Origin of the sequence: Pseudomonas sp. S49 (genome assembly GCF_009866785.1) — a bacterium.
GTDB lineage: Bacteria > Pseudomonadota > Gammaproteobacteria > Pseudomonadales > Pseudomonadaceae > Aquipseudomonas.
Genome location: NZ_CP019432.1, coordinates 3,925,332 through 3,947,415 on the forward strand (window position 1 = coordinate 3,925,332; position 22,084 = coordinate 3,947,415).

2 protein-coding genes (1 of these 2 running past the window's edge) are annotated in these 22,084 nt (G+C 63.7%); both read right to left on the reverse strand.

Annotated elements, in window-relative coordinates; all coding sequences use genetic code 11:
• Nucleotides 1-17,826: a non-ribosomal peptide synthase/polyketide synthase gene (locus tag PspS49_RS17325; protein ID WP_160040707.1), complete on the reverse strand. Its 17,826-nt coding sequence runs from the start codon at nucleotides 17,824-17,826 to the stop codon at nucleotides 1-3.
• Nucleotides 17,823-22,084, reverse strand: the 3' end of a protein-coding gene (locus tag PspS49_RS17330) for a non-ribosomal peptide synthetase (protein WP_160040709.1). 8,755 nt of this gene lie beyond the right edge of the window; the window shows 4,262 of its 13,017 coding nt (coding positions 8,756-13,017); its start codon lies beyond the right edge, outside the window; it ends in the stop codon at nucleotides 17,823-17,825. The genes PspS49_RS17325 and PspS49_RS17330 overlap by 4 nt, the downstream gene beginning before the upstream one ends.

A 22,084-nucleotide genomic window follows, 5' to 3' on the forward strand; every position in this document is an offset into this window, starting at 1 on the left:
TCAGGAAACCACTTGCCCGGCCGGCACTTTCAGGCCGTCATGCCACCACGCCGCGAGACTGAAGACGTTGGGCGCCTTGAGAATCGTGAAGTGGTTGCCCGGCCCGTACCACACCGCCAGATCCGCAACCTGCCGTTGCCAGCCTTCGACCATCGCCGCTTGCTCGCGCTGATTGCCCCAGGCATCCAGCGTCGGGTCATCGACCAGCGCCAGCCGCACCGGCCCGGTGTAGGCCAGTGGCGGTTGATAGACCGTGCGCAAGGCTGTGGCGAAGGTGCGGACCGGGCCATGCATCGCATCCGGTGCGGCGCGCTCCGACAGCACGCCCGCGTGCACCATCCCGGCATGCAGCAAGCGCATTTGCGTGGCGTCATCAGCGTCGGCAAACACCTGCGGATCGATCTCCAGCGACTTGCCACTGGACAGTTGCAGGGTGTCGATCAAACGTTCCAGCGCCGCCGTACCGGTGTACGGCTTGCCTGCCGTGCCGTTGCCGCCCGGCGCTTCGCTGTCGATCAACGTCAACGAAGCCACCTCGCGCCCGGCCGCTTGCAACTGCGCCGCCATGGCATGCGCCACCCAACCGCCGAAGGAATGGCCGATCAGGTGCACCGGGCCTTGCGGGTAAGCCTGCGCGATCGCCTGCAGATAAAACGCAGCAGCGGCCTCGACCTGACTGTGCGGCACACTGCTGCCGTCCAGCCCGCGCGGTTGCAGGCCGATGATCGGCCACTCCGGCCCGATCGCTTCGGTCAGATGAATGAACCCGGTGACGCTGTCACCTGCCCCCGGCACGCAGAAAATCGGCGCATGCCCCACGTGCCCGGTCTGGATCGTCAGCAGCGGCTGATACACCGCCGTGGCGGGCGCGACTACCGCCTCAAGTGCCTGAGTGATGGCCTGCCCCAACGCTTGAATATGCGGATTTTTCATCATGCTGCGGTGATCGCCGGGGATATCGATGCACTGCAACAGACGACTGTCGAAGCGTTCCTCCCAACCGCGTGTCGGGCTTGGCACAGACTGCCCGTCCATCAGCGCCTGCGCGCGGAACAGATGAATCGTCTGGCTCGCCGGGCTGACCTGGTAATGCGCCAAGGCCAAGCGATGCGCCGCCTCGCGATCGAAGTAATGCCAGGCATCCGCTGCGCTGACCGTGGCCAGTTCCGGATCGGTCAGTTGCTGCACCTGGCAACGCTGGAACAGCGCGTGGAAATCCAACTGCTCCATCTGGGCTTCCAGAGCCTCGACCGACGCCAACGCGGTGGCACTCTCAGCACCGAGCATCAGCGCACGCCCCCGGCAATGCCCGAGCAACTGGCGCTTGTCGAGATCCTTGCCGCTCCACATCGCCTTGTCCTGGGCCAGCGAGTTGGGCGCGTAACTGTCGAGCATGCCGATGAAGTCCACCGGTTGATCCTGACCCAGCAATTGCTGGGCAACCTCATGGGCCAGCACCCCGCCGAACGACCAGCCCGCCAGACGATACGGCCCGTGTGGCTGCACCGAACGGATGATCCCGGCCATCCTCGTGGCCATGCATTCGATTGTGCGCAGCTGTGGCTGACCAAACGGCACGCCGGGCAGGCCATAAATCGCAAATTCGCCGCCAATGTGCTGCGCCAGCGTCGGGAAATACACGTCGCGGCCGCTGAATTCATGCACCAGGAACAGCGGCGTACCGGTATCTCCGGCTCGCACCACGACCAGCCCTTCCGGCAGTCCGGCCATTTCATCCTGAGCGAGCAACGCTGCCGCCGACTCGATGCTCGGGTGCTGGAACAATTCGGCCAGTGACACCTGCATTCCGCCGCGTTGCAGCAGATTGACCAGCCGCACCGCGAGCAACGAATGCCCACCCAACTCGAAGAAGTTGTCGTGACGACCGACCTGCTCGACGTTGAGCACTTCGGCCCAGATACGCGCCATCGCGGTTTCCACCTCGCCTTGCGGCGCCACATAAGGACGATTGATCACCGCGTCGGCGCCCGGCTCTGGCAAGGCCTTGCGGTCGACCTTGTCGTTGGGGGTCAGCGGCAATGCGTCGAGCAACACGTAGGCGCCGGGCACCATGTACTCCGGCAAACGCTCAAGCACATGGGCACGCAAGACCTCCAGGTTTGGCGTTTCGATCCCTGCACGCAACGTGTACCAGGCCACCAAGCGTTCATCGCGCACCATCACCACCGCTTCGCGAATCGCCGGATGTTCGATCAGCCGCGCTTCGATTTCCCCCGGTTCCAGACGCAAGCCGCGCAGCTTGATCTGGAAGTCGTTGCGCCCGAGGAATTCCAGGTCGCCGTCGTTGTTGTAGCGCGCTAGATCGCCGGTGCGGTACAGCCGATCACCGGTCACGAACGGGCTGTCGATGAAACGCTCGGCCTGCATCTGCGGAAATCGGTGATAACCGCGCGCCACACCCACACCGCCAATGTGCAACTGGCCGCTGACACCCTGCGGCACCGGTTGATCGTAAGCATCGAGGACATACAAACGCGTGTTGCTCAGCGCCTTGCCGATCGGCACCGCGTTGTGTGGCACCGGCTGATCCGGTTCAAGCGTCCAGCCGGTGCTGTCGACCGTGGTTTCGGTCGGGCCGTAAACGTTGTGCAAACGCACCCACGGCAAGCGATCGCGCACCTGCCGCGCCAAGGCCGCGCTGAGTTCGCCGCCACCGTTGAGTACATCGGTGAGGCTGGTGCACTGGCTGACATCGGCCTGCTCAATGAAGTCTTGCAGCAGCGCCGGCACGAACTTGACCACAGTCACTTGGTGCTCGCGAATCGCCTGCACCACATAGGCCGAATCGCGGTTGCCATCGGGCCGTGCCAGCACCAGACGCAGGCCGGAACACAGCGGCCAGAAAATCTCCCACACCGAACTGTCGAAGCTGAACGGGGCCTTTTGCAACAGTGCGCCATGCTCGGTCGGCGCACTGATCTGCGAGCCCCAATGCACCATGTTACAGGCGCTGCGATGCTCGATCATCACGCCTTTCGGCAGGCCGGTGGAACCGGAGGTGTAGATCATGTAGGCGAGGTTCGCGGCACTCAGGCCCGGCACCTGCGGATCGTGATCGGGCTGCTGCCAATGACCTTGATCGAGGTCGATCAAGGTCAGTGCAGGCGCGTCGAACAGCGAACGCGTCGCCGCTTGCACCAGCACCGCGACCGGCGCGCTGTCCTTGAGCATGTAGGCCAGACGTTCCGCCGGATACCCCGGATCCAGCGGCACATACGCCCCGCCTGCCTTCAGAATGCCGAGCAGACCGACCACCAGATCCAGCCCGCGCTCGACGCAAATCGCCACGCGTGAATCCGGCTGCACGCCCTGTTCGCGCAAGTGATGAGCCAGTTGATTGGCCCGTGCATTGAGTTCGCGATAGGTGAGGCACCCGGATTCGGACTGCACGGCGATAGCCTCGGGTTTAACCCGCACCTGCGCTTCAAACAAGCAGTGCAACGGCTGTTCCAGCGGGCAGTCGACTTCGCTCGCGTTGAAGTCGTGCAACAGGCGCTGACGTTCGTCCTGCGCCAGCAACGGCACCTGCTCCAGCAGCGTTTGTTCATCGCTCACCAGCGCAGCGAGCAAGCGCTGGAAGTAACCGACAAAACGCCGCACCGTCGATTCATCGAACAACGCCGTGGCATAACGCAGCGAGCCGCGAACGCCATCGGCGCTATCGCCGAGACTCAGCGACAGGTCGAACTTCACAAAGTGGCTTTCCCCCGCCACGCCTTCCAGCGTCAGCTCGCCAAGTTGCAGGCTCGGGCCGTCATTGTTGTCCCAGCTCAGCAGGGTCTGGAACAACGCACTGTGGGCCAGACTGCGCAGCGGTTTGCTGATGTCCACCACGTGCTCGAACGGCAGATCCTGATGCGCCTGCGCCGCCAGGGTTTGCGCCTTGACCCGCGCCAGCAACGCTTCGCCGCTGAGTGCGCCCGAGGTGTCGATGCGCAGGGCCAGGGTGTTGACGAACATGCCGATCAAGCCTTCGACCTCGGCGCGGGTGCGGTTGGCCACCGGCGAGCCGATGACCACGTCGGTCTGCCCGGACAAGCGACTGAGTAACATCGCCCAAGCGCTGAGGATCACCATGTACGGCGTCACAGCGCGACGTTGGCACAGCGCTTTGAGTCCGCGACTCAGCGGCGCGCCCAGCACTACGTCGATATGGCTGCCGGCAAAGTCCTGTTGCGCCGGACGCGGACGATCGGTTGGCAGGGTCAGCAACGCCGGGGCACCGGCCAGGGTCTGCTGCCAGTAATCGCTCTGCCGTTGCAGTACCTCGCCACTGAGCCAACGGCGTTGCCACACCGCGTAATCGCTGTACTGCAGCGCCAGCGCTGGCAACGGGTCTTGCTGGTCATGGCTGAAAGCTTGGTACAGCGCCGCCAGCTCACGGGTCAGCACGCCCATCGACCAGCCATCGGAGATGATGTGGTGCAGCGTCAGCAACAGCACATGGTGATCGTCGGCCAGACGCACCAGTCGCCCGCGAATCAGCGAATCGCGGGCAAGATTGAACGGTGCGCTGGCTTGCTCCTCGATCAGCCCACGCAAGGCGTTATCGGCCTGCGGGTGCTGGCGCAAATCTTCAACTTGCAGCAACAGACCGGCCTCGGCTGGCACGATCAGTACCTGCGCCTGATCGTCGATCTGGGTGAAGCGGCTGCGCAGGGTTTCGTGGCGCTCGACAATACGCGCCAGTGCCCGCTGCAGCGCGTCTTCATCCAGCCGCCCGCGCAGACGCAGGCCCAACGGAATGTTGTACGCCGTGTTGCCACTGTCCATTTGCGCCAGGAACCACAGGCGCTGTTGCGCGAACGACAGCGGCAGCACTTGCTCACGCGCTGCCGGCACAATCTCCGGCAACGTGCTGCGCGCGGCCCGGCTCAACACCTGCGCCACGGCTGCCAACTCGGGATTGGCGAACAGCTCGGCCAAGGTCAGCTCCACGTCCAGCTGTTGGCGAACCTGCGACAGCATGCGCATCGCCAGCAACGAATGCCCGCCCAACTCGAAGAAATTATCGTGTCGTCCCACCTGCTCGACCTGCAACAACCCGGCCCAGATGCGCGCCAGGTTTTCCTCCAGCGCAGTGACCGGCGCGACACAGACCCGGCTGAGCATGGCGGCCTGGGTCGGTGCCGGCAGCGCCTTGCGGTCGATCTTGCCGTTGTTGTTCAGCGGCAACGCTTCCAGTTGCACCCAGGCCGTCGGCAGCATGTACTCCGGCAAACGCGTCGACAGTTGCGCGTGCAGTTCAACGCTGTCGAGTTGTCCATCGTGCGCGGTGAAATAGGCGACCAGACGCGGGGTCTCCTGAGCGTCGCGGCGTGCCAGCACCACGGCTTCCTTGATCCCCGCGCAGTTCAGCAGGCGGTTTTCGATCTCACCCAGTTCGATGCGGAAACCACGGATTTTCACCTGATCGTCGTTGCGCCCGACGCAATCGAGTTGCCCCGGCGCCAGCCAGCGCGCGAGGTCGCCGGTGCGATACAACAACGCGCCGGGTTTATCGCTGAACGGATCGCGGAGGAATTTCTCGGCGGTCAGATCGGCTCGGTTCAGATAACCCAGCGCCACGCCCTGCCCGCCGATATACAGCTCACCGGTCACGCCCATCGGCACTGGTTGCTGATGCGCATCGAGCACATAGACCTGAGTGTTGGAAATCGGCCCACCGATCGGCACGCTCTCGGCATTTTCCGCCACCTCCCGCACTTCGAACGTCGTGGCGTAGGTGGTGGTTTCGGTAGGTCCGTAGCAATGCAGGATGCGCAGTTGCGGCGCTTCGGCCAGCAGCGTGCGGAAAGCCGCCGGATCACCGCGCTCGCCACCACAGAGCAGAATGCGCAGGCCTTTGAGGGCTTGCGGGATCAATTGCACGTACTGGTTGAACAACGCCGTGGTGACGAACAGAATCGTCGCGCCACTGGCATTCAGTTCACGGCCAAAGACCTGCGGATCCAGCAGGGTCTGATGGTCGATGATCACCACGCGACCACCGTTGAGCAACGGCCCCCAGATGTCCATGGTGCTGGCATCGAATGCAGGATTCGAGGCGAACACCACGCGATCCTGCGCATTGAAATCGGCATAACCGTTATTGAGCACCAAGCGGCCGATGCCACGGTGCGGCACCATCACCCCCTTCGGCGTGCCGGTGGAGCCGGAGGTGTACATGATGTACGCCAGCGACTCGGAAGACTGCACCAGGTTAGGGTTGTGTGTCGGTTGCCCGTTGAGGGTCAGCCTGTCCAGATCGATACGCGGCGCGGCGTAATCGATGACTTCGCCGCTCAGGGTCAGCAGCGCGGCCGCGCGACAGTCCTCGACCATGAACGCCTGACGCTCGCTCGGCGCGTGGATGTCCAGTGGCACATAGGCCGCCGCGCACTTGGCAATCGCCAGTTGCGCCACCAGCAGTTCCAGCGAGCGTGGCAGCAGGATCGCCACGTGATCACCCGGTTGCACGCCTTGGCCGATCAGGTGATGAGCCAGGCGATTGGCCTGCGCGTTCAGTTCGAAATAACTCAGCGATTGCGCGCCATGCACCGCCGCCACAGCCTTTGGATGCGCCGCCGCTTGTTGCTGGAAAATCCCGTGCACGGTCAGGGCCTGCGGGTAATCACGCGCGGTGGCGTTGAACTCGACGAGCAAGCGCTGACGTTCCTCCGCCGCCAGTAACGGCAGGTGTTCAAGGACTGCGTGATCATTGCCGACCATCGCTTGCAGCAGCCGCTGGAAGTAACCGACAAAGCGGCGGATGGTCGATTCGTCGAACAGCGCCGTGGCGTAGTTCAGCGAGCCGCGAATCACGCCGTTGACCTCGCCCAGGGTCAGCGTCAGGTCGAATTTCGCGACCTCGTCCGCGCCGGCCACCGCTTCCAGTGTCAGCTCGCCCAGCGCCAGTTGCGGCCCAATGTGACTGTCCCAGCTCAGCGTGGTCTGGAACAGCGGACTGTGCGCCAGGCTGCGCGACGGTCGGGTGATTTCCACCACTTGCTCGAACGGCAGATCCTGATGCGCCTGCGCCTCCAGTGTCCGCGCCTTGACCCGTGCCAGCAGCGTTTCGACACTCGGCTCGCCCGAGGTATCGATGCGCAGCGCCAGGGTGTTGACGAACATGCCGATCAAGCCTTCGATTTCCGCGCGGGTGCGGTTGGCCACTGGCGAACCGATCACCACATCGGCCTGCCCGGACAGACGACTCATCAGCAATGCCCAGGCACTCGTCAGGGTCATGAACAGGGTCACGCCATGCCGCTGGCTCAGGGCTTTGAGTCCGGCGCTCAGGTGTTGGTCCAGCACCACTTCGAGGTTGCTGCCAGCATAATCCTGATGCGCCGGGCGCGGACGATCGGTGGACAGCGTCAACAGCGCTGGAGCACCGTCGAGGGTTTGTTGCCAGTAATCACTTTGCCGTTGCAGCACTTCACCGCTGAGCCAGCGTCGTTGCCACACCGCGTAGTCGCCGTATTGCAGCGTCAGCGCCGGCAGCGGATCGCGCTGGCGCTGGCTGAATGCCTGATACAACGCCATCAGCTCGCGGGTCAGCACGCCCATCGACCAACCGTCGGCGACGATATGATGCACGGTCAGCAACAGCACATGGTGATCGTCGGCCAGACGCACCAGCTGTCCGCGAATCAGCGGGTCGTTCTGCAGATCAAACGCCGTCGAGGCCTCCTTCGCCATCAACCTGTGCAAGGTGTCCTCGGCCTGAGGCTCTTGGCGCAAATCTTCCACACGCAGCAGCAGGCCGCTGTCGACCGGCGCAATCGTCACCTGCGCAGTGTCATCGCGACTGATGAAGCGGCTGCGCAGGGTTTCGTGGCGGGCCACGATACGCGCCAGCGCCGATTGCAGCGCATCAATGTCGAGTCGACCGCGCAAGCGCAGGGCGATGGGGATGTTGTACGCCGAGTTGCCGCCCGCCATTTGCGCGAGGAACCACAGGCGTTGCTGGGCGAAGGACAAGGTGCCGTCACGCGTTACCGGCACAATCGACGGCTGGGTGCTGCGCTCGGCACCCGCCAGGCACTCAGCGACCGCCGCCAGTTCGGCATTGGCGAACAGATCCGCCAACGCCAGCTCCAGCCCCAACCGTTGCCGGACCTGTGCAACCATGCGCATCGCCAGCAACGAATGCCCGCCGAGCTCGAAGAAATGATCATGGCGCCCTACCCGTTCGACCTGCAACACCTCGGCCCAGATCTGCGCCAGCGTAGCTTCCATTTCGTCTAGCGGCGCGACGTATTCACGGGTGAACAACGCGGCCAGATCCGGTTTCGGCAACGCCTTGCGGTCGACTTTGCCGTTGGCCGTCAGCGGTAAAGCGTCGAGCCGGACAAAAGCCGCTGGCACCGTGTACTCCGGCAGTTGCCCCAGCAGATGCGCACGCAGCTCGCCGACGTTCAGCGCTTCGCCTTGCGCGGTTTCGGTGAAATACGCCACCAGTCGCGGCTGGCCGGGCTGATCTTCACGGGCCAGCAGCACGGCGTCCTGAATCCCTGGCAACTGATTGAGGCAGGTCTCGATTTCGCCGAGCTCGATGCGCACACCACGGATTTTCACCTGATCGTCATTGCGCCCCAGGTATTCCAGCGTGCCGTCCTCGCGCCAGCGCGCAAGGTCACCGGTGCGGTACATCCGCGCGTTCGGCAAACGGCTGAACGGGTCGCGCAGAAAACGTTCGGCGGTCATTTGCGGGCGGTTCAAATAGCCACGGGCGACGCCGGCACCGCCAACGTACAGCTCGCCCATCACCCCCAGTGGCACCGGACGCTGCTGTTCATCGAGCAGGTAAACACTGGCATTGCTCAGCGGTTTGCCGATGTGCAGCACTTGCCCTGCCTCGATCAACCCGGACGTAGCAACCACCGTGGCCTCGGTCGGGCCGTAGTTGTTGATCACCTTGAAGGACTGGTTGCGGTTGAACTGGCGCAGCCGGTCACCGCCGATCAACAGGGTTTTCAGGGTTGGATGCGCCTGCTCCTGGCTGAAGGCGTACTCGGCCACCGGGGTTGGCAGGAAGCTCACGTCCAGCGGCTGTGCGCGCCACCAGTCGAGCAGTGCATCGATGTCTTCGTTGCCATCGTGGGCCGGCGCCAGATGCAGGGTCGCGCCGACGCACAACGCCGGCCAGACTTCCCAGGCCATGGCGTCGAAACCGAAGCCGGCGAGGCTTGAAGTGTGGCTGCCGGCGCGCAGATCGAACGCCGCACAGTGCCAGTCGAGCAGATTGCTCAGGGTGCGGTGCTCGACCATCACGCCTTTGGGCTGCCCGGTGGAGCCAGAGGTGTAGATCACATACGCCAAGTGTTGCGGCGTCAGCGCCGGCACTGACGGAGTGTCGATTCTGCTGCTTGGCCACTGGCGCAGATCGAGGTCGATCAGCGGCACTTGCAGCTCGGGCAGACGTGCGCGCAGTGTGCTTTGGGTCAACACCGCAACCGGTGCGCTGTCCTCCAGCAAATAGTTCAGCCGCTCCGTTGGATGCGCCGGGTCCACCGGCACATAACCGGCGCCCGCCTTGAGAATCGCTACCAGTCCGACCAGCGTATCGAGCCCGCGACGGGCAACGATGGCCACACGATCATCAGGCCGCACACCCGCTTCGATCAGGTGATGCGCCAAGGCGTTGGCTTGGTGGTCGAGTTCGGCATAACTCAGGCGCGCACCAGCAAAAATCGCCGCCGGCGCGTGCGGTCGCTCAGCCACTTGCTGCTCGAAACGCTGGCCAATGGTCAGCCCCTGAGGGAAATCGGCGCGGGTGGCGTTAAAGCCGATCAATAGCTGCTCCCGCTCAGCGGCCGACAGGATCGACAAGCGTTCGAAGCCTTGATGCGGTGCCTGTTCCAGCGCTTGCACAAGGCTGTGCAAGGCACATTGCAGATAGTCGCAAGTACGCCGCGCGTCGATGCCGGCACCGGCCAATGCGCTGAGGCTGAACCCTTCGCCAAGATCGTCAACGCTAAGGGTCAGGCGATAGCTGCTGTGTTCCTCGGCTTCCAGCAGTTGCATGCCGTGCCACGCCGATGCGGCCTCGGCAGAGGCATTCGTCGCCGCAGCCCCGTGACGATAGTTGAACAAAGTGCTGAACAGCGGCGTGGTCGGCGCCATCGCGCTGCAATGCTGGATGCGCGCCAGTTGCGCGTGTTCGTGCTGGAGCAATTGGCTCAGCCGTCGATGGGTAGCCAATGCCGCGCCTTTGACGCTGTGCGCGGTCAGATCGATGCGCAGCGGCAAGGTATTGATAAACACCCCGAGCGCACGCTCGGCACCCTCACCGCCGTGCAAGCGGCCGAGCAATACCGTGCCGAATACCACGTCATCGCGGCCCGACAACTGCCCGAGCACCTGCGCCCAGGCCAAGTGCATCAGGCTCGCGGCGCTGACACCCAGACGCCGCGCCTGCTGGCGGATGTCGCGGCTCAGACCGAGGTCGAGGGTCAACCGCGCCTGCTCAGCCAGCCCTTCCTGTGCCGGGGCCTGGCCGTAAGGCAAGGTTGGCTCGCCAACGTCGCCGAGCATGTCGCGGAAGAAGCTTTCATGCTGCTCATCGCTCATTCCGGCCAAGGTCTGCGCCACGTAGTTTCGATATGGCACCGGCTCGGCGAGACGTTGTGGCTGGCCGCTGAGGAAGGCCTGCATTTCCTGTTGCAGCACCTCCAGCGCAACGTGGTCCATCACCAGATGATGGAACAGCAGCAACGCGACAACCCGCTGATTGACCGCGTCCCACGCGTGGACCACGCGCATCAGCGGCGCCTGGTTGACGGCCATGCGGTAGTGACCGGCATCGAAGCGAGCGCGCAACTGCGCCAGTGCATCGCCGTTCACGTCCTCCAGTGCAATACCTTCGCAGGCCAGTGACGCCTGGCGCCAAACCACTTGCACCGGGTCTTCGAGGCCTTCCCAGAACAGCGAGGTGCGCAGAATGTCGTGGCGCTGGATGACGCTCTGCAAGGCCTCGGTGAAGGTGTTCAGGCGCTGTTCATCGGCGAACGCAAACTGTGCCTGCAATACGTAAGGGTCACCCTGAGCAGCAGACAGATGATGGAACAGAATGCCCGTCTGCAACGGCGCCAGCGGATAAATGTCCTGCACATTGGCCGTGCCGCCGGGGATGCTGGCGACGATGCGGTCAAGGGTCGCTTGATCGAGCGTCACCAATGGCAGCAGTTCCGGCGTGATACGCGTGCAGTCCGGCGTAATGCGGTTGGCCGGGACCTCGGCTTGCGGCTCACCACCGACGGCCGCCGCCAGTGCGGCGAGTGTCGGCTGGTTGAACAGCACGCGAATGTCGGCGCTGAGGCCGGCACGACGCATTTTCGCCAGCAGATTCACCGCCATCAACGAGTGCCCACCCAACTCGAAGAAGTGGTCGTGACGCCCTACCCGTTCGACGTTGAGCAACTCGGCCCAGAGCGCGGCGAGCAGGGTTTCCACTTCGCCGACCGGCGCCTCGTATTCACGCACGACCAATGCCGCCAGATCCGCCGCTGGCAATGCCTTGCGATCGAGTTTTCCGTTCGGGCTCAGTGGCAGCGCATCGAGGTGCACAAACACCGCAGGCACCATGTAGTCCGGCAGATGTTCCAGCAAATGGCTGCGCAGCGCTTCGATGTCCAGCCGCTCCCCGGTGTAATACGCGACCAGACGCTTGTCGCCGGGCACGTCTTCGCGGGCCAGCACCACCGCTTCCTGCACCCCCTCGATCTGGGTCAGGCGTGCCTGGATTTCACCCAGTTCGATGCGCAAGCCACGGATTTTCACCTGGTCGTCGTTGCGCCCCAGGTATTCGATATTGCCGTCGGCCAGATAGCGGGCAACGTCGCCGGTGCGGTACATACGGCCATTGGCCTGAAACGGATCATCGAGGAAGCGTTCCGCGCTCAGTTCTGGTCGGTTGAGGTAACCACGGGCCACCTGCACGCCGCCGATGTACAACTCACCGACAACGCCTTGCGGCACCGGCTGTTGTTGGCCATCGAGGATGTACATGCGGGTGTTGGCGATCGGTTTGCCGATCGGCGTGTTGTCCGGGGTTTGCTCCAGCGGCCCGGCGCAATTCCACGCGGTCACGTCGACGGCGGCTTCGGTCGGGCCGTAGAGATTGTGCAACTCACTGCCCGGCAATTGCCGTTTGAACCGCCGCACCAGACTGCCCGGCAAGGCTTCACCGCTGCACATCACCTGACGCAGCCCCGAGCAACGCGCGCTGTCGCCATGGGCAAGGAACACGTCGAGCATCGACGGCACGAAGTGCAGCGTGGTAATCCGTTCTTGCTCGATGATTTCGCTGAGATACAGCGGGTCCTTGTGCCCACCGGGCTGCGCCATGACCAGACGTGCGCCGGTCATCAACGGCCAGAAAAACTCCCACACCGACACGTCAAAACTGAACGGTGTCTTCTGCAACACCGTGTCCGCTGCTGTCAGTGGATAGGCGTCCTGCATCCACAGCAAGCGGTTGACCACCGCGGTGTGTTCGTTGATCACGCCTTTTGGCTGGCCGGTCGAACCGGAGGTGTAGATCACGTACGCCATGTGTTGCGGGGTCAACTCGGCGGTCGGCAGAGGGTCGCTCGACAGCGACTGCCAGTGCGCTTGATCGAGATCGACCAGCGGCACCGCGACGTCACCGAGCAGCCCGCGAGTGGAACCTTGCACCAGCACCGCCAGCGGCGCGCTGTCGTCCAGCATGTAGGCCAGACGTTCCAGCGGATACGCCGGGTCCAGCGGCACATAACCACCGCCAGCCTTGAGGATCGCCAGCAGACCGACAACCATGTCCAGATCGCGCTCGACGCAAATCGCCACCCGTGAATCCGCCTGCACGCCCAAGCCACGCAAGTGCCGCGCCAGTTGGTTGGCCTTGGCGTCCAGCTCGGCATAGGTCAGGCGCTGCTCACCGGCGACCACCGCCGGAGCCTGCGGCGTGCGCGCCACTTGCGCCTCGAACAGACCGTGGAGGGTCTGCTCAAGGTTGTAATCCACTGCCGTGGCATTGAAATCATTCAGCAGGCGCTGTTGTTCGTTCTCTGCCAGCAGCGGCACGTGTTCCAGCACCGTTTGATCATTGGCGACCATCGCCTGCAACAGACGCTGGAAATAGCCGGCGAAACGCAGCACCGTCGCCTCGTCGAACAGCGCCGTGGCGTACTCCAGCGAACCACGAATCACACCGTTGCACTCGCTCAGGTTCAGCGACACATCAAACTTGGCGAAGTGACTCGGCTCCGCCACGCCTTCCAGGGTCAAATCACCGAGGGCCAGCGCCGGGCCTTGCAGACCGTCCCAACTGAGCAACGTCTGGAACACCGGGCTGTGCGCCAGACTGCGCAGTGGCCGGGTAACTTCCACCACCTGCTCGAACGGCAGATCCTGATGCGCCTGCGCCGCCAGCGTCAGCGCCTTGACTCGGGCCAGCAGCGCTTCGACGCTGAGTTCGCCCGAGGTGTCGATGCGCAAGGCCAGAGTGTTGACGAACATGCCGATCAAGCCTTCGATCTCGGCACGACTGCGGTTGGCCACAGGCGAGCCGATCACTACCTCAAACTGACCGGACAAACGACTGAGCAGCATCGCCCAGGCGCTCATCAGCGTCATGTACAGCGTCACGCCATGGCGCTGGCCTAGTGCCCTGAGGCCGGCACTCAAACGTTCATCGAGCACCACGTCGACACTGCTGCCGGCATAGTCCTGCTGCGCCGGCCGCACGCGATCGGTCGGCAACAGCAACAGCGCCGGAGCGCCCGCCAGCGTCTGCTGCCAGAACTCGCTCTGGCGCTGCAACACCTCACCGCTGAGCCAGCGCCGCTGCCACACCGCGTAATCGGTGTATTGCAGCGGCAGCGGCGGCAGTGGATCCGCCTGACCCTGGCTGAACGCCTGATACAGCGCCATCAGTTCGCGGGTCAAAACGCCCATCGACCAACCATCAGAAATAATGTGATGCATCGTCAGCAACAGCACGTGATGATCGTCGGCCAAGCGGACCAGCCGTCCGCGAATCAGCGCATCGTCCTGTAAATCGAACGGCCCCGAGGCTTCGCCCTGAATCAGCGCCTGCAAGGTTTGCTCGGGTTGCGGGTGTTGGCGCAGGTCTTCGATGCGCAGCAACAGGCCGCTGTCGACCGGAGCGATCAGCACCTGTGCCTGATCATTGAACTGGGCGAAACGGCTGCGCAGGGTTTCATGGCGGGCAACGATCCGCGCCAGTGCACGCTGTAGCGCAGCGTCGTCGAGGCGGCCACGCAAACGCAGGGCCACGGGAATGTTGTACGCGGTATTGGCGCCTTCCATTTGCGCGAGAAACCACAAGCGTTGCTGGGCGAACGACAGCGGCAAGGCGCCGTCTCGGGCCACCGCGACAATCTCCGGTTGCGTGCTGCGCCCGGCCTGCGCTACCGCCTCGGCAACCGCGGCCAGCTCGGCGTTGGCAAACAGATCGCCCAGCGCCAGTTCCACGCCGAGGCGCTGGCGAACCTGGGACACCATGCGCATGGCCAGCAACGAATGGCCGCCGAGTTCGAAGAAGTGGTCCTGACGCCCTACTCGCTCGACCTGCAGCACCTGCGCCCAGATCTGCGCCAAGGCGCTTTCCAGTTCGTTGTGCGGGGCCTCGTATTCGCGGCTGAACAACGCCGCACGCTCGGGTTTCGGCAAGGCTTTGCGGTCGACCTTGCCATTGGCGGTCAACGGCAGTGCGTCGAGTCTGACGAAGGCCACCGGCACCATGTACTCCGGCAACTGAGTCAACAGGTGCGCGCGCAACTCGGCCACGGCCAGCGGTTCGACCTGGCTCTGCTCGGTGAAATACGCCACCAGACGCGGCTGACCGGGTTCATCTTCGCGCGCCAGCAGCACCGCTTCCTGAATGCCGGGCAACTGGTTGAGGCGGGTTTCAATTTCGCCGAGTTCGATGCGCACGCCACGGATTTTCACCTGATCGTCGTTACGCCCCAGGTAGTCAATCGTGCCGTCGGCGCGCCAGCGTGCGAGGTCGCCGGTGCGATACATGCGCGCATTCGGCAAGGCGCTGAACGGGTCATGGAGGAAGCGCTCGGCGCTCAAGTCGGCGCGATTCAAATAGCCGCGAGCGACCCCGGCACCGCCAACGTACAACTCGCCCATGACGCCAATCGGCACCGGACGCTGCTGTTCATCGAGCAGGTACACCGTGGCATTGGTCACCGGTTTGCCGATGTGCAAGGCATCGCCTGCCTCGATGCGTCCAGAGGTGGCAACCACGGTGGCTTCGGTCGGGCCGTAGTTGTTGATCACATCGAATTGCTGATTGCGGCTGAACTGGCGCAAGCGGTCGCCACCGATCAGCAGCGTACGCAACGTCGGGTGTTCGAGGTTCTGGCTGAAGGCGTATTCGGCGACGGGCGTCGGCAGAAAACTGACGTCCAATGGCTGCGCACGCCACCAGTCGAGCAGCGCATCGATATCCTCGGTGCCTTCGTGAGTCGGTGCCAGGTGCAAGGTCGCGCCGGCACACAACGCCGGCCAGACTTCCCAGGCCATGGCGTCGAAACCGAACCCGGCAAGGCTTGAAGTGTGGCGCCCGGCGCACAGATCAAACGCTGAGCAATGCCAGTCGACCAGATTCGACAAAGTGCGGTGTTCGACCATCACGCCTTTGGGCAGACCGGTGGAACCGGAGGTGTAGATCACGTAGGCCAGGTGCGCGGCGGTCAGGCCCGGCACGTGCGGATCAGAGGTTTCGCTCAGCGGCCAGGTCAGCGGATCGAGATCGATCACCGGCACCTGCAGCGCCGGCAAGCGGTCCCGCAGATTATTCTGGGTGAGCACGGCGACGGGGGCGCTGTCGCTGAGCAAGTAGTGCAGACGCTCGGCCGGGTGCGCCGGGTCGACCGGTACATAACCGGCGCCGGCCTTGAGAATGGCGACCAGCCCGACCAGCGTATCGAGGCCACGGCGGGCGACGATGGCGACGCGATCATCAGGCTTCACCCCAAGCGCGATCAGGTGATGGGCCAAGGCGTTGGCATGCCGGTTGAGTTCGGCATAACTCAATTGCTCACCCAGGCACTGTGCTGCCAGCGCTTCTGGTCGCTGCGCCACTTGCGCCTCGAAACGTTGGGCAATGGTCAACGTTGCCGGGTAGTCGGCCTGAGTGGCATTGAACGCCAACAGCACCTGCTCGCGCTCGGCCGCCGGCAGAATCGGCAACTGGTTGATTGCGGTATCGGGCGCCTGCTCCAGTGCCAGCACCAGACTTTCCAGGGCGCAGTGCAAGTAATCGCAGATACGCTGTGGATCGACCTCGGTGGTAGCCAGCAAGGTCAGGCTGAACGCATCGCTGAAATCATCAACGCTCAGGGTCAGCGGATAGTTGGTGCGTTCTTCGGAGCTGATCGTGCTGATGCCTTCCCAGGCGGCAAGCACCTCGGCACTGGCCGTCGCCGCCGTGTGGCTGTGACGGTAATTGAGCAAGGCACTGAACAACGGCGTCGGCGCGACCACACCACTGCAACGCTGTGCCAGGGCCAGCGGCGCGTGTTCGTGGCGCATCAGCGTGGTCAGGCGTTTGTGGGTCGCCTCCACCGCCGCACGCACGCCTTGCGCATCGACATCGACCCGCAGCGGCAAGGTATTGATGAAAATTCCCAGCGCCCGTTCGGTGGCTTCGGCGCCCTGCATGCGCCCCATCAGCACCGTACCGAACACCACGTTTTGCTTGCCAGTGAGCACCGCCAGTACCTGCGCCCAGCCCAGATGAAACAGGCTCGCGGCACTCACGCCGAGCTGCCGCGCCTGCGCGCGCAGACGCTGGCCGAGCAACGGGTTGATCGGCAGGCTCAGTTCGGCGATGCCGAGGCCGTCACCCTGCACATCCTGCAAACCGTAGGGCAGCGTCGGCTCGGCAATGTCAGCGAGCATCTCGCGGAAAAAAACCTCGTGCTCGGCCTCGCTGATGCCCAGCCGCGCTTGCGCCACGTAATTGCGAAACGGCACCGGGCGCCCGAGCGCTTGATCCTGGCCGGTGAGGCAGGCGAGCAGTTCATGACGCACCACATCGAGTGCCGAGTGGTCCAGCGCCATGTGATGGAACAGCAACGTCGCGACCACGCGCTGACCGTCCTCGTCCCACGCGTAGGCCAGACGCATCATCGGCGCGCACCGGACGTCCAGACGGAAATGCCGCGCATCGAAACGCTCGTGCAGTTGCTGCAGCGCAGCGCTTGCGCCGTCTGCCAGCACGACCTCTTCGATCGGCAACTGTGCCTGACGCCAGACCACTTGCAGCGGCACGTCCAGCCCCTCCCAATGCACCGCCGTGCGCAGGATGTCGTGGCGATCGATGACTTTTTGCAAAGCTTGAGCGAAGTCCTGCAGACGCTCATGGCTGCTGAACGCGAAGTACGATTGCATGACGTAGGGATCGCCCTGCTCGTTGCTCGCGTGGTGATAGAGAATCCCCTCCTGCAACGGCGCCAGTGGGTAGATATCCTGCACGTTGGCGGCACCGCCCGGTACCTCGGCGAGCAAGCGATCAAGGGTCGGCTGATCGACTTCAGCCAAGGTCACCATCGCGGGCGTGATGTGCGGGGTGCCGGGAAGAATGCCGTTGGCCGGGACTTCGACCTGACCGGCCTTGGTGGCCGAGTATTGCCCGGCCTTGATCAGTTCGATCAGTGCCGGTTTGTGCTCGCGCAGCGCCGCCAGCAGTGCCGGATCGCTCAAGGCCTGCTTGTTGCCGTTCACCCGCAGCTGATCATCGGTGACCGCCAGTTGGATGTCTTTAGCCTTCAATGTGGCCAACAGTTCGATCACGTTCACAGGACGATCTCCATTCTTTCCGTAATTGCGGCGTAGCCGGCCAGGGTCGGTTGTTCGAACAACGCCCTGACATCGGCCTCCATGCCTTCCTGACGCAACCGGCCGATCAGACTGACCGCCAGCAGCGAGTGACCACCCAGTTCAAAGAAGTGATCGTGACGCCCTACCCGTTCGACGTTGAGCAGTTCGGCCCAGAGCCGTGCGAGGGTGATTTCGACGTCGCCGACCGGGGCTTCGTATTCGCGGGTTTTCAACGATTGCTGATCCGGCGCCGGCAGGGCCTTGCGGTCGAGCTTGCCGTTGGGACTCAGCGGCAAACCCTCGAGATGCACGAACACGGCGGGCACCATGTAGTCCGGCAAGTGCTCGAGCAAATGACTGCGCAGCAGGTCGATGTCCAACCGTTCACCGGTGTAATAGGCGACCAGACGTTTGTCGCCCGGCACGTCTTCACGGGCCACCACCACGGCTTCCTGCACACCGTCGATCCGGGCCAGGCGTGCCTGAATTTCACCCAGTTCAATACGCAGACCGCGGATCTTCACCTGATCATCGTTACGCCCCAGGTACTCGATATTGCCGTCCGGCCGATACCGCGCGACGTCGCCGGTGCGGTACATGCGCCCGCCAGGCTGGAACGGATCGTTGAGGAAGCGCACGGCACTCAGCTCAGGCCGGTTCAGATAACCACGCGCCACCTGCACACCAGCGATGTACAACTCGCCAATCACGCCTTGCGGCACCGGCTGCTGTTGCGCATCGAGGATGTACAGGCGGGTGTTGGCGATCGGTTTGCCGATCGGCGTGTTGTCCGGGGTCTGCTCGATGGAGCCTTCGCAATCCCAAGCGGTGACGTCGACGGCCGCTTCGGTCGGGCCATACAGGTTATGCAAACCGCTGCCCGGCAATTGCAGTTTGAAGCGTCGCACCAGACTGCCCGGCAACGCCTCGCCGCTGCACATCACCTGCCGCAGGCCGTCGCAGCGTGTGGTGTCGCTGTTGCCGAGGAATACGTCGAGCATCGACGGCACAAAGTGCAACGTGGTGATGTTTTCGGTTTCGATCACTTCAGTGAGGTATTGCGGGTCCTTATGCCCGTCGGGCCGCGCCATGACCAGTCGCGCACCGGTCATCAGCGGCCAGAAGAATTCCCACACCGACACGTCGAAACTGAACGGGGTTTTCTGCAACACCGAATCGGCCGCCGTCAGCTGATAGGCGTCCTGCATCCACAGCAAGCGGTTGACCACACCGGTGTGTTCGTTGACCACGCCCTTTGGCTGACCGGTCGAGCCGGAGGTGTAGATCACGTACGCGCTGTGCTGGGGTGTCAGCGCCGGGATTTGCGGATTGTCGGTGGACAGGGATTGCCAGGTGTTCTGGTCAAGATCGACCACTGCCGCTTTGACATCCCCCAGCAACCCGCTGGTAGCACCGTGCACCAGCACCACGGCCGGCGCGCTGTCCTCGAGCATGTAGGTCAGGCGCTCCGGCGGATAGGCCGGGTCCAGCGGCACATAAGCGGCGCCGGCCTTGTTGATCGCCAGCAGGCCGATGACCATTTCCAGGCTGCGTTCGACGCAGATCGCCACCCGCGAATCGACTTGCACGCCAAGGCTGATCAAATGCCCGGCCAAGCGGTTGGCGCGCTCGTTCAGTTGCGCGTAGCTCAATGCCTGTTCGCCGGCGACGACGGCGACAGCCTGTGGCGTACGTCGCACCTGCGCTTCGAACAAGCCGTGCAACGTCTGCTGCAAATCGTAATCGACGTCGGTGTCGTTGAGGCCGAGCAGCAACGCCTGCCGCTCTTCGTCCGACAACACCGTCAGGCGATTCAACGCTTGCTGTGGGGTGTGCTCCAAGGCTTCAACCAGCGCGGTCAGCGCGTTGTGCATGTACTGACCGATGCGTGCTGCGCCGATGCGCGACGGCGTCATCACTGTCAGTTCAAAACCGCTGCCCAGATCGTCGACGTTGAGGGTCAACGGGTAATTGGTGCGTTCCTCACCGGCAAGGGATTCGATGCCCTGCCAGGATTCACGCTTGGCCTCTTGTCGGGTTTCATTGTCGCTGTGCCGGTAATTGAGCATTGCGCTGAACAGTGGCGACGGCGCCGCGACACCGCTGCAACGCTGGGCCAGCGCCAGCGAAGCATGTTCGTGGGCCAACAGCGCACTGAGCCGCGCATGGATCGCCTTGACCCCGGCGCGCACCTCGGTTTCGTCGACATCCACACGCAATGGCAAGGTGTTGATGAACATGCCCAGCCCGCGATCCGCGCCCGCGCCGCCCTGCATGCGGCCAAGCAGCACCGTGCCGAACACCACCCGCTCCTGAGCGGACGTTGCCGCCAGCACCCGCGCCCAGGCGAGATGGAACAGGCTGGCGACGCTGACGCCGAGCAACCGTGCCTGACTGCGCAGACGCTGCGCCACCACGGCGGGCAGCGCTTGACTGACTTCCTCGATGTCATTGCCGTCGCCGTGCACGTCCTGCAAGCCGAACGGCAGCGTCGGTTCGTCGATGTCGCCGAGCATTTCGCGGAAGAACACTTCGTGCTCTTGTTCGCTGACGCCAAGGCGGGTCTGCGCGACATAATTGCGGTACGGCACAGCGTCTACCGGCAATCGTTCATCGCCGCGCAAAATCGCCTGCATTTCTGCGCTGACCACCGCCAGCGCGGTGTGGTCCATGGCGATGTGGTGGAACAACAGCATGGCGACGACACGCTGATTGTCCGGATCGAGGGCATACACCAAACGCAGCAGCGGTGCCTGATCCAGGTCCAGACGCCAGTGCCGCGCATCGAAGCGCGCACGCAACTGATCGATGGCTTGACCCTGCGCAGGCTCCAGCGCCACGGCTTGTACCGGCAGCTCGGCACGCCGCCAGACCACTTGCACCGGCGCCGCCAGTCCTTGCCAGACAATCGAAGTGCGCAGGATGTCGTGGCGCGCCATGACTTGACGCAGCGCCGCAGCGAACCCTTGAAAACGTTCAATACTGTCGAACGCCAGACACGATTGCAGCAGGTACGGATCGCCTTTCACGGCGCTGAGGTGGTGATACAGAATCCCTTCCTGCAACGGCGCCAGCGGATAAATATCCTGCACGTTGGCCGCGCCACCCGGCACCGTGGCGACGATGCGTTCGATGCTGGCCTGATCCAGTTGCACCAGTGGCAGCATGTCCGGGGTGATGTGCGTGCAGTCGGCCGCAATCAGATTCTCCGGCACTGCAACCTCGCGACCACTGCCCACCGCGGCCGCCAGCGCGGCCAATGTCGGTTGGCTGAACAGCACGCGCACATCGGTGCTCAGATCAACCTGACGCATGCGTTCGATCAGCGTCACCGCCAGCAATGAATGCCCGCCCAGTTCGAAGAAGTTGTCGTGACGGCCGACCTGTTCAACGTTCAAGACGTCCGACCAGATCTGCGCCAGGCCGATTTCCACCGAGCCTTGCGGTGCGGCATATTCGCGGCTCAGCCACGCCGTTTGATCCGGCTCCGGCAGCGCTTTGCGGTCGAGTTTGCCGTTGGCAGTCAGCGGTAGTGCTTGCAGGCGCACGTAAGCGGCGGGCACCAGGGCCTGCGGCAACTGCGCTTGCAGATGACTGCGCAAATCCTCGATCTCGACGTTCAAACGTTCGGTAAACCACGCCAGCAACTGGCCGTCGCGCACCAGCACCACGCAATCCTGCACGGCCGCGTGACGACTCAACGCCGCTTCGATTTCCCCCAGCTCGATGCGCACACCGCGCAGTTTGACCTGATCATCGTTACGTCCCAGGTATTCGACGTTGCCGTCAGCCAGCCAGCGCGCGAGGTCGCCGGTACGGTACATGCGCGCCTGCGGTTCGTCGCTGAACGGGTCGTCGAGAAAGCGTTCGGCAGTCAGCTCGGGGCGATGCAGATACCCGCGCGCCACACCGGAGCCGCCGACATACAACTCGCCAGCGACGCCGATTGGTACCGGGCGCTGCTGATCGTCGAGCAGGTAAATCTTCGCGTTGGCCATCGGCTGACCGATGTGCAGCACCTGCCCGGCCTCGACCGCGCCAGAAGTCGCAACCACCGTGGCTTCAGTCGGGCCGTAGTTATTGATCACCGCGAAGGTCTGCTCGCGGGGGAACTGGCGCAGCTTGTCGCCACCGATCAGCAGCGTGCGCAAGGTCGGGTGGCCTAGGTCGCGACTGAACGCATATTCGGCCACCGGCGTCGGCAGGAAACTCACCTGCAACGGCTGCGCACGCCACC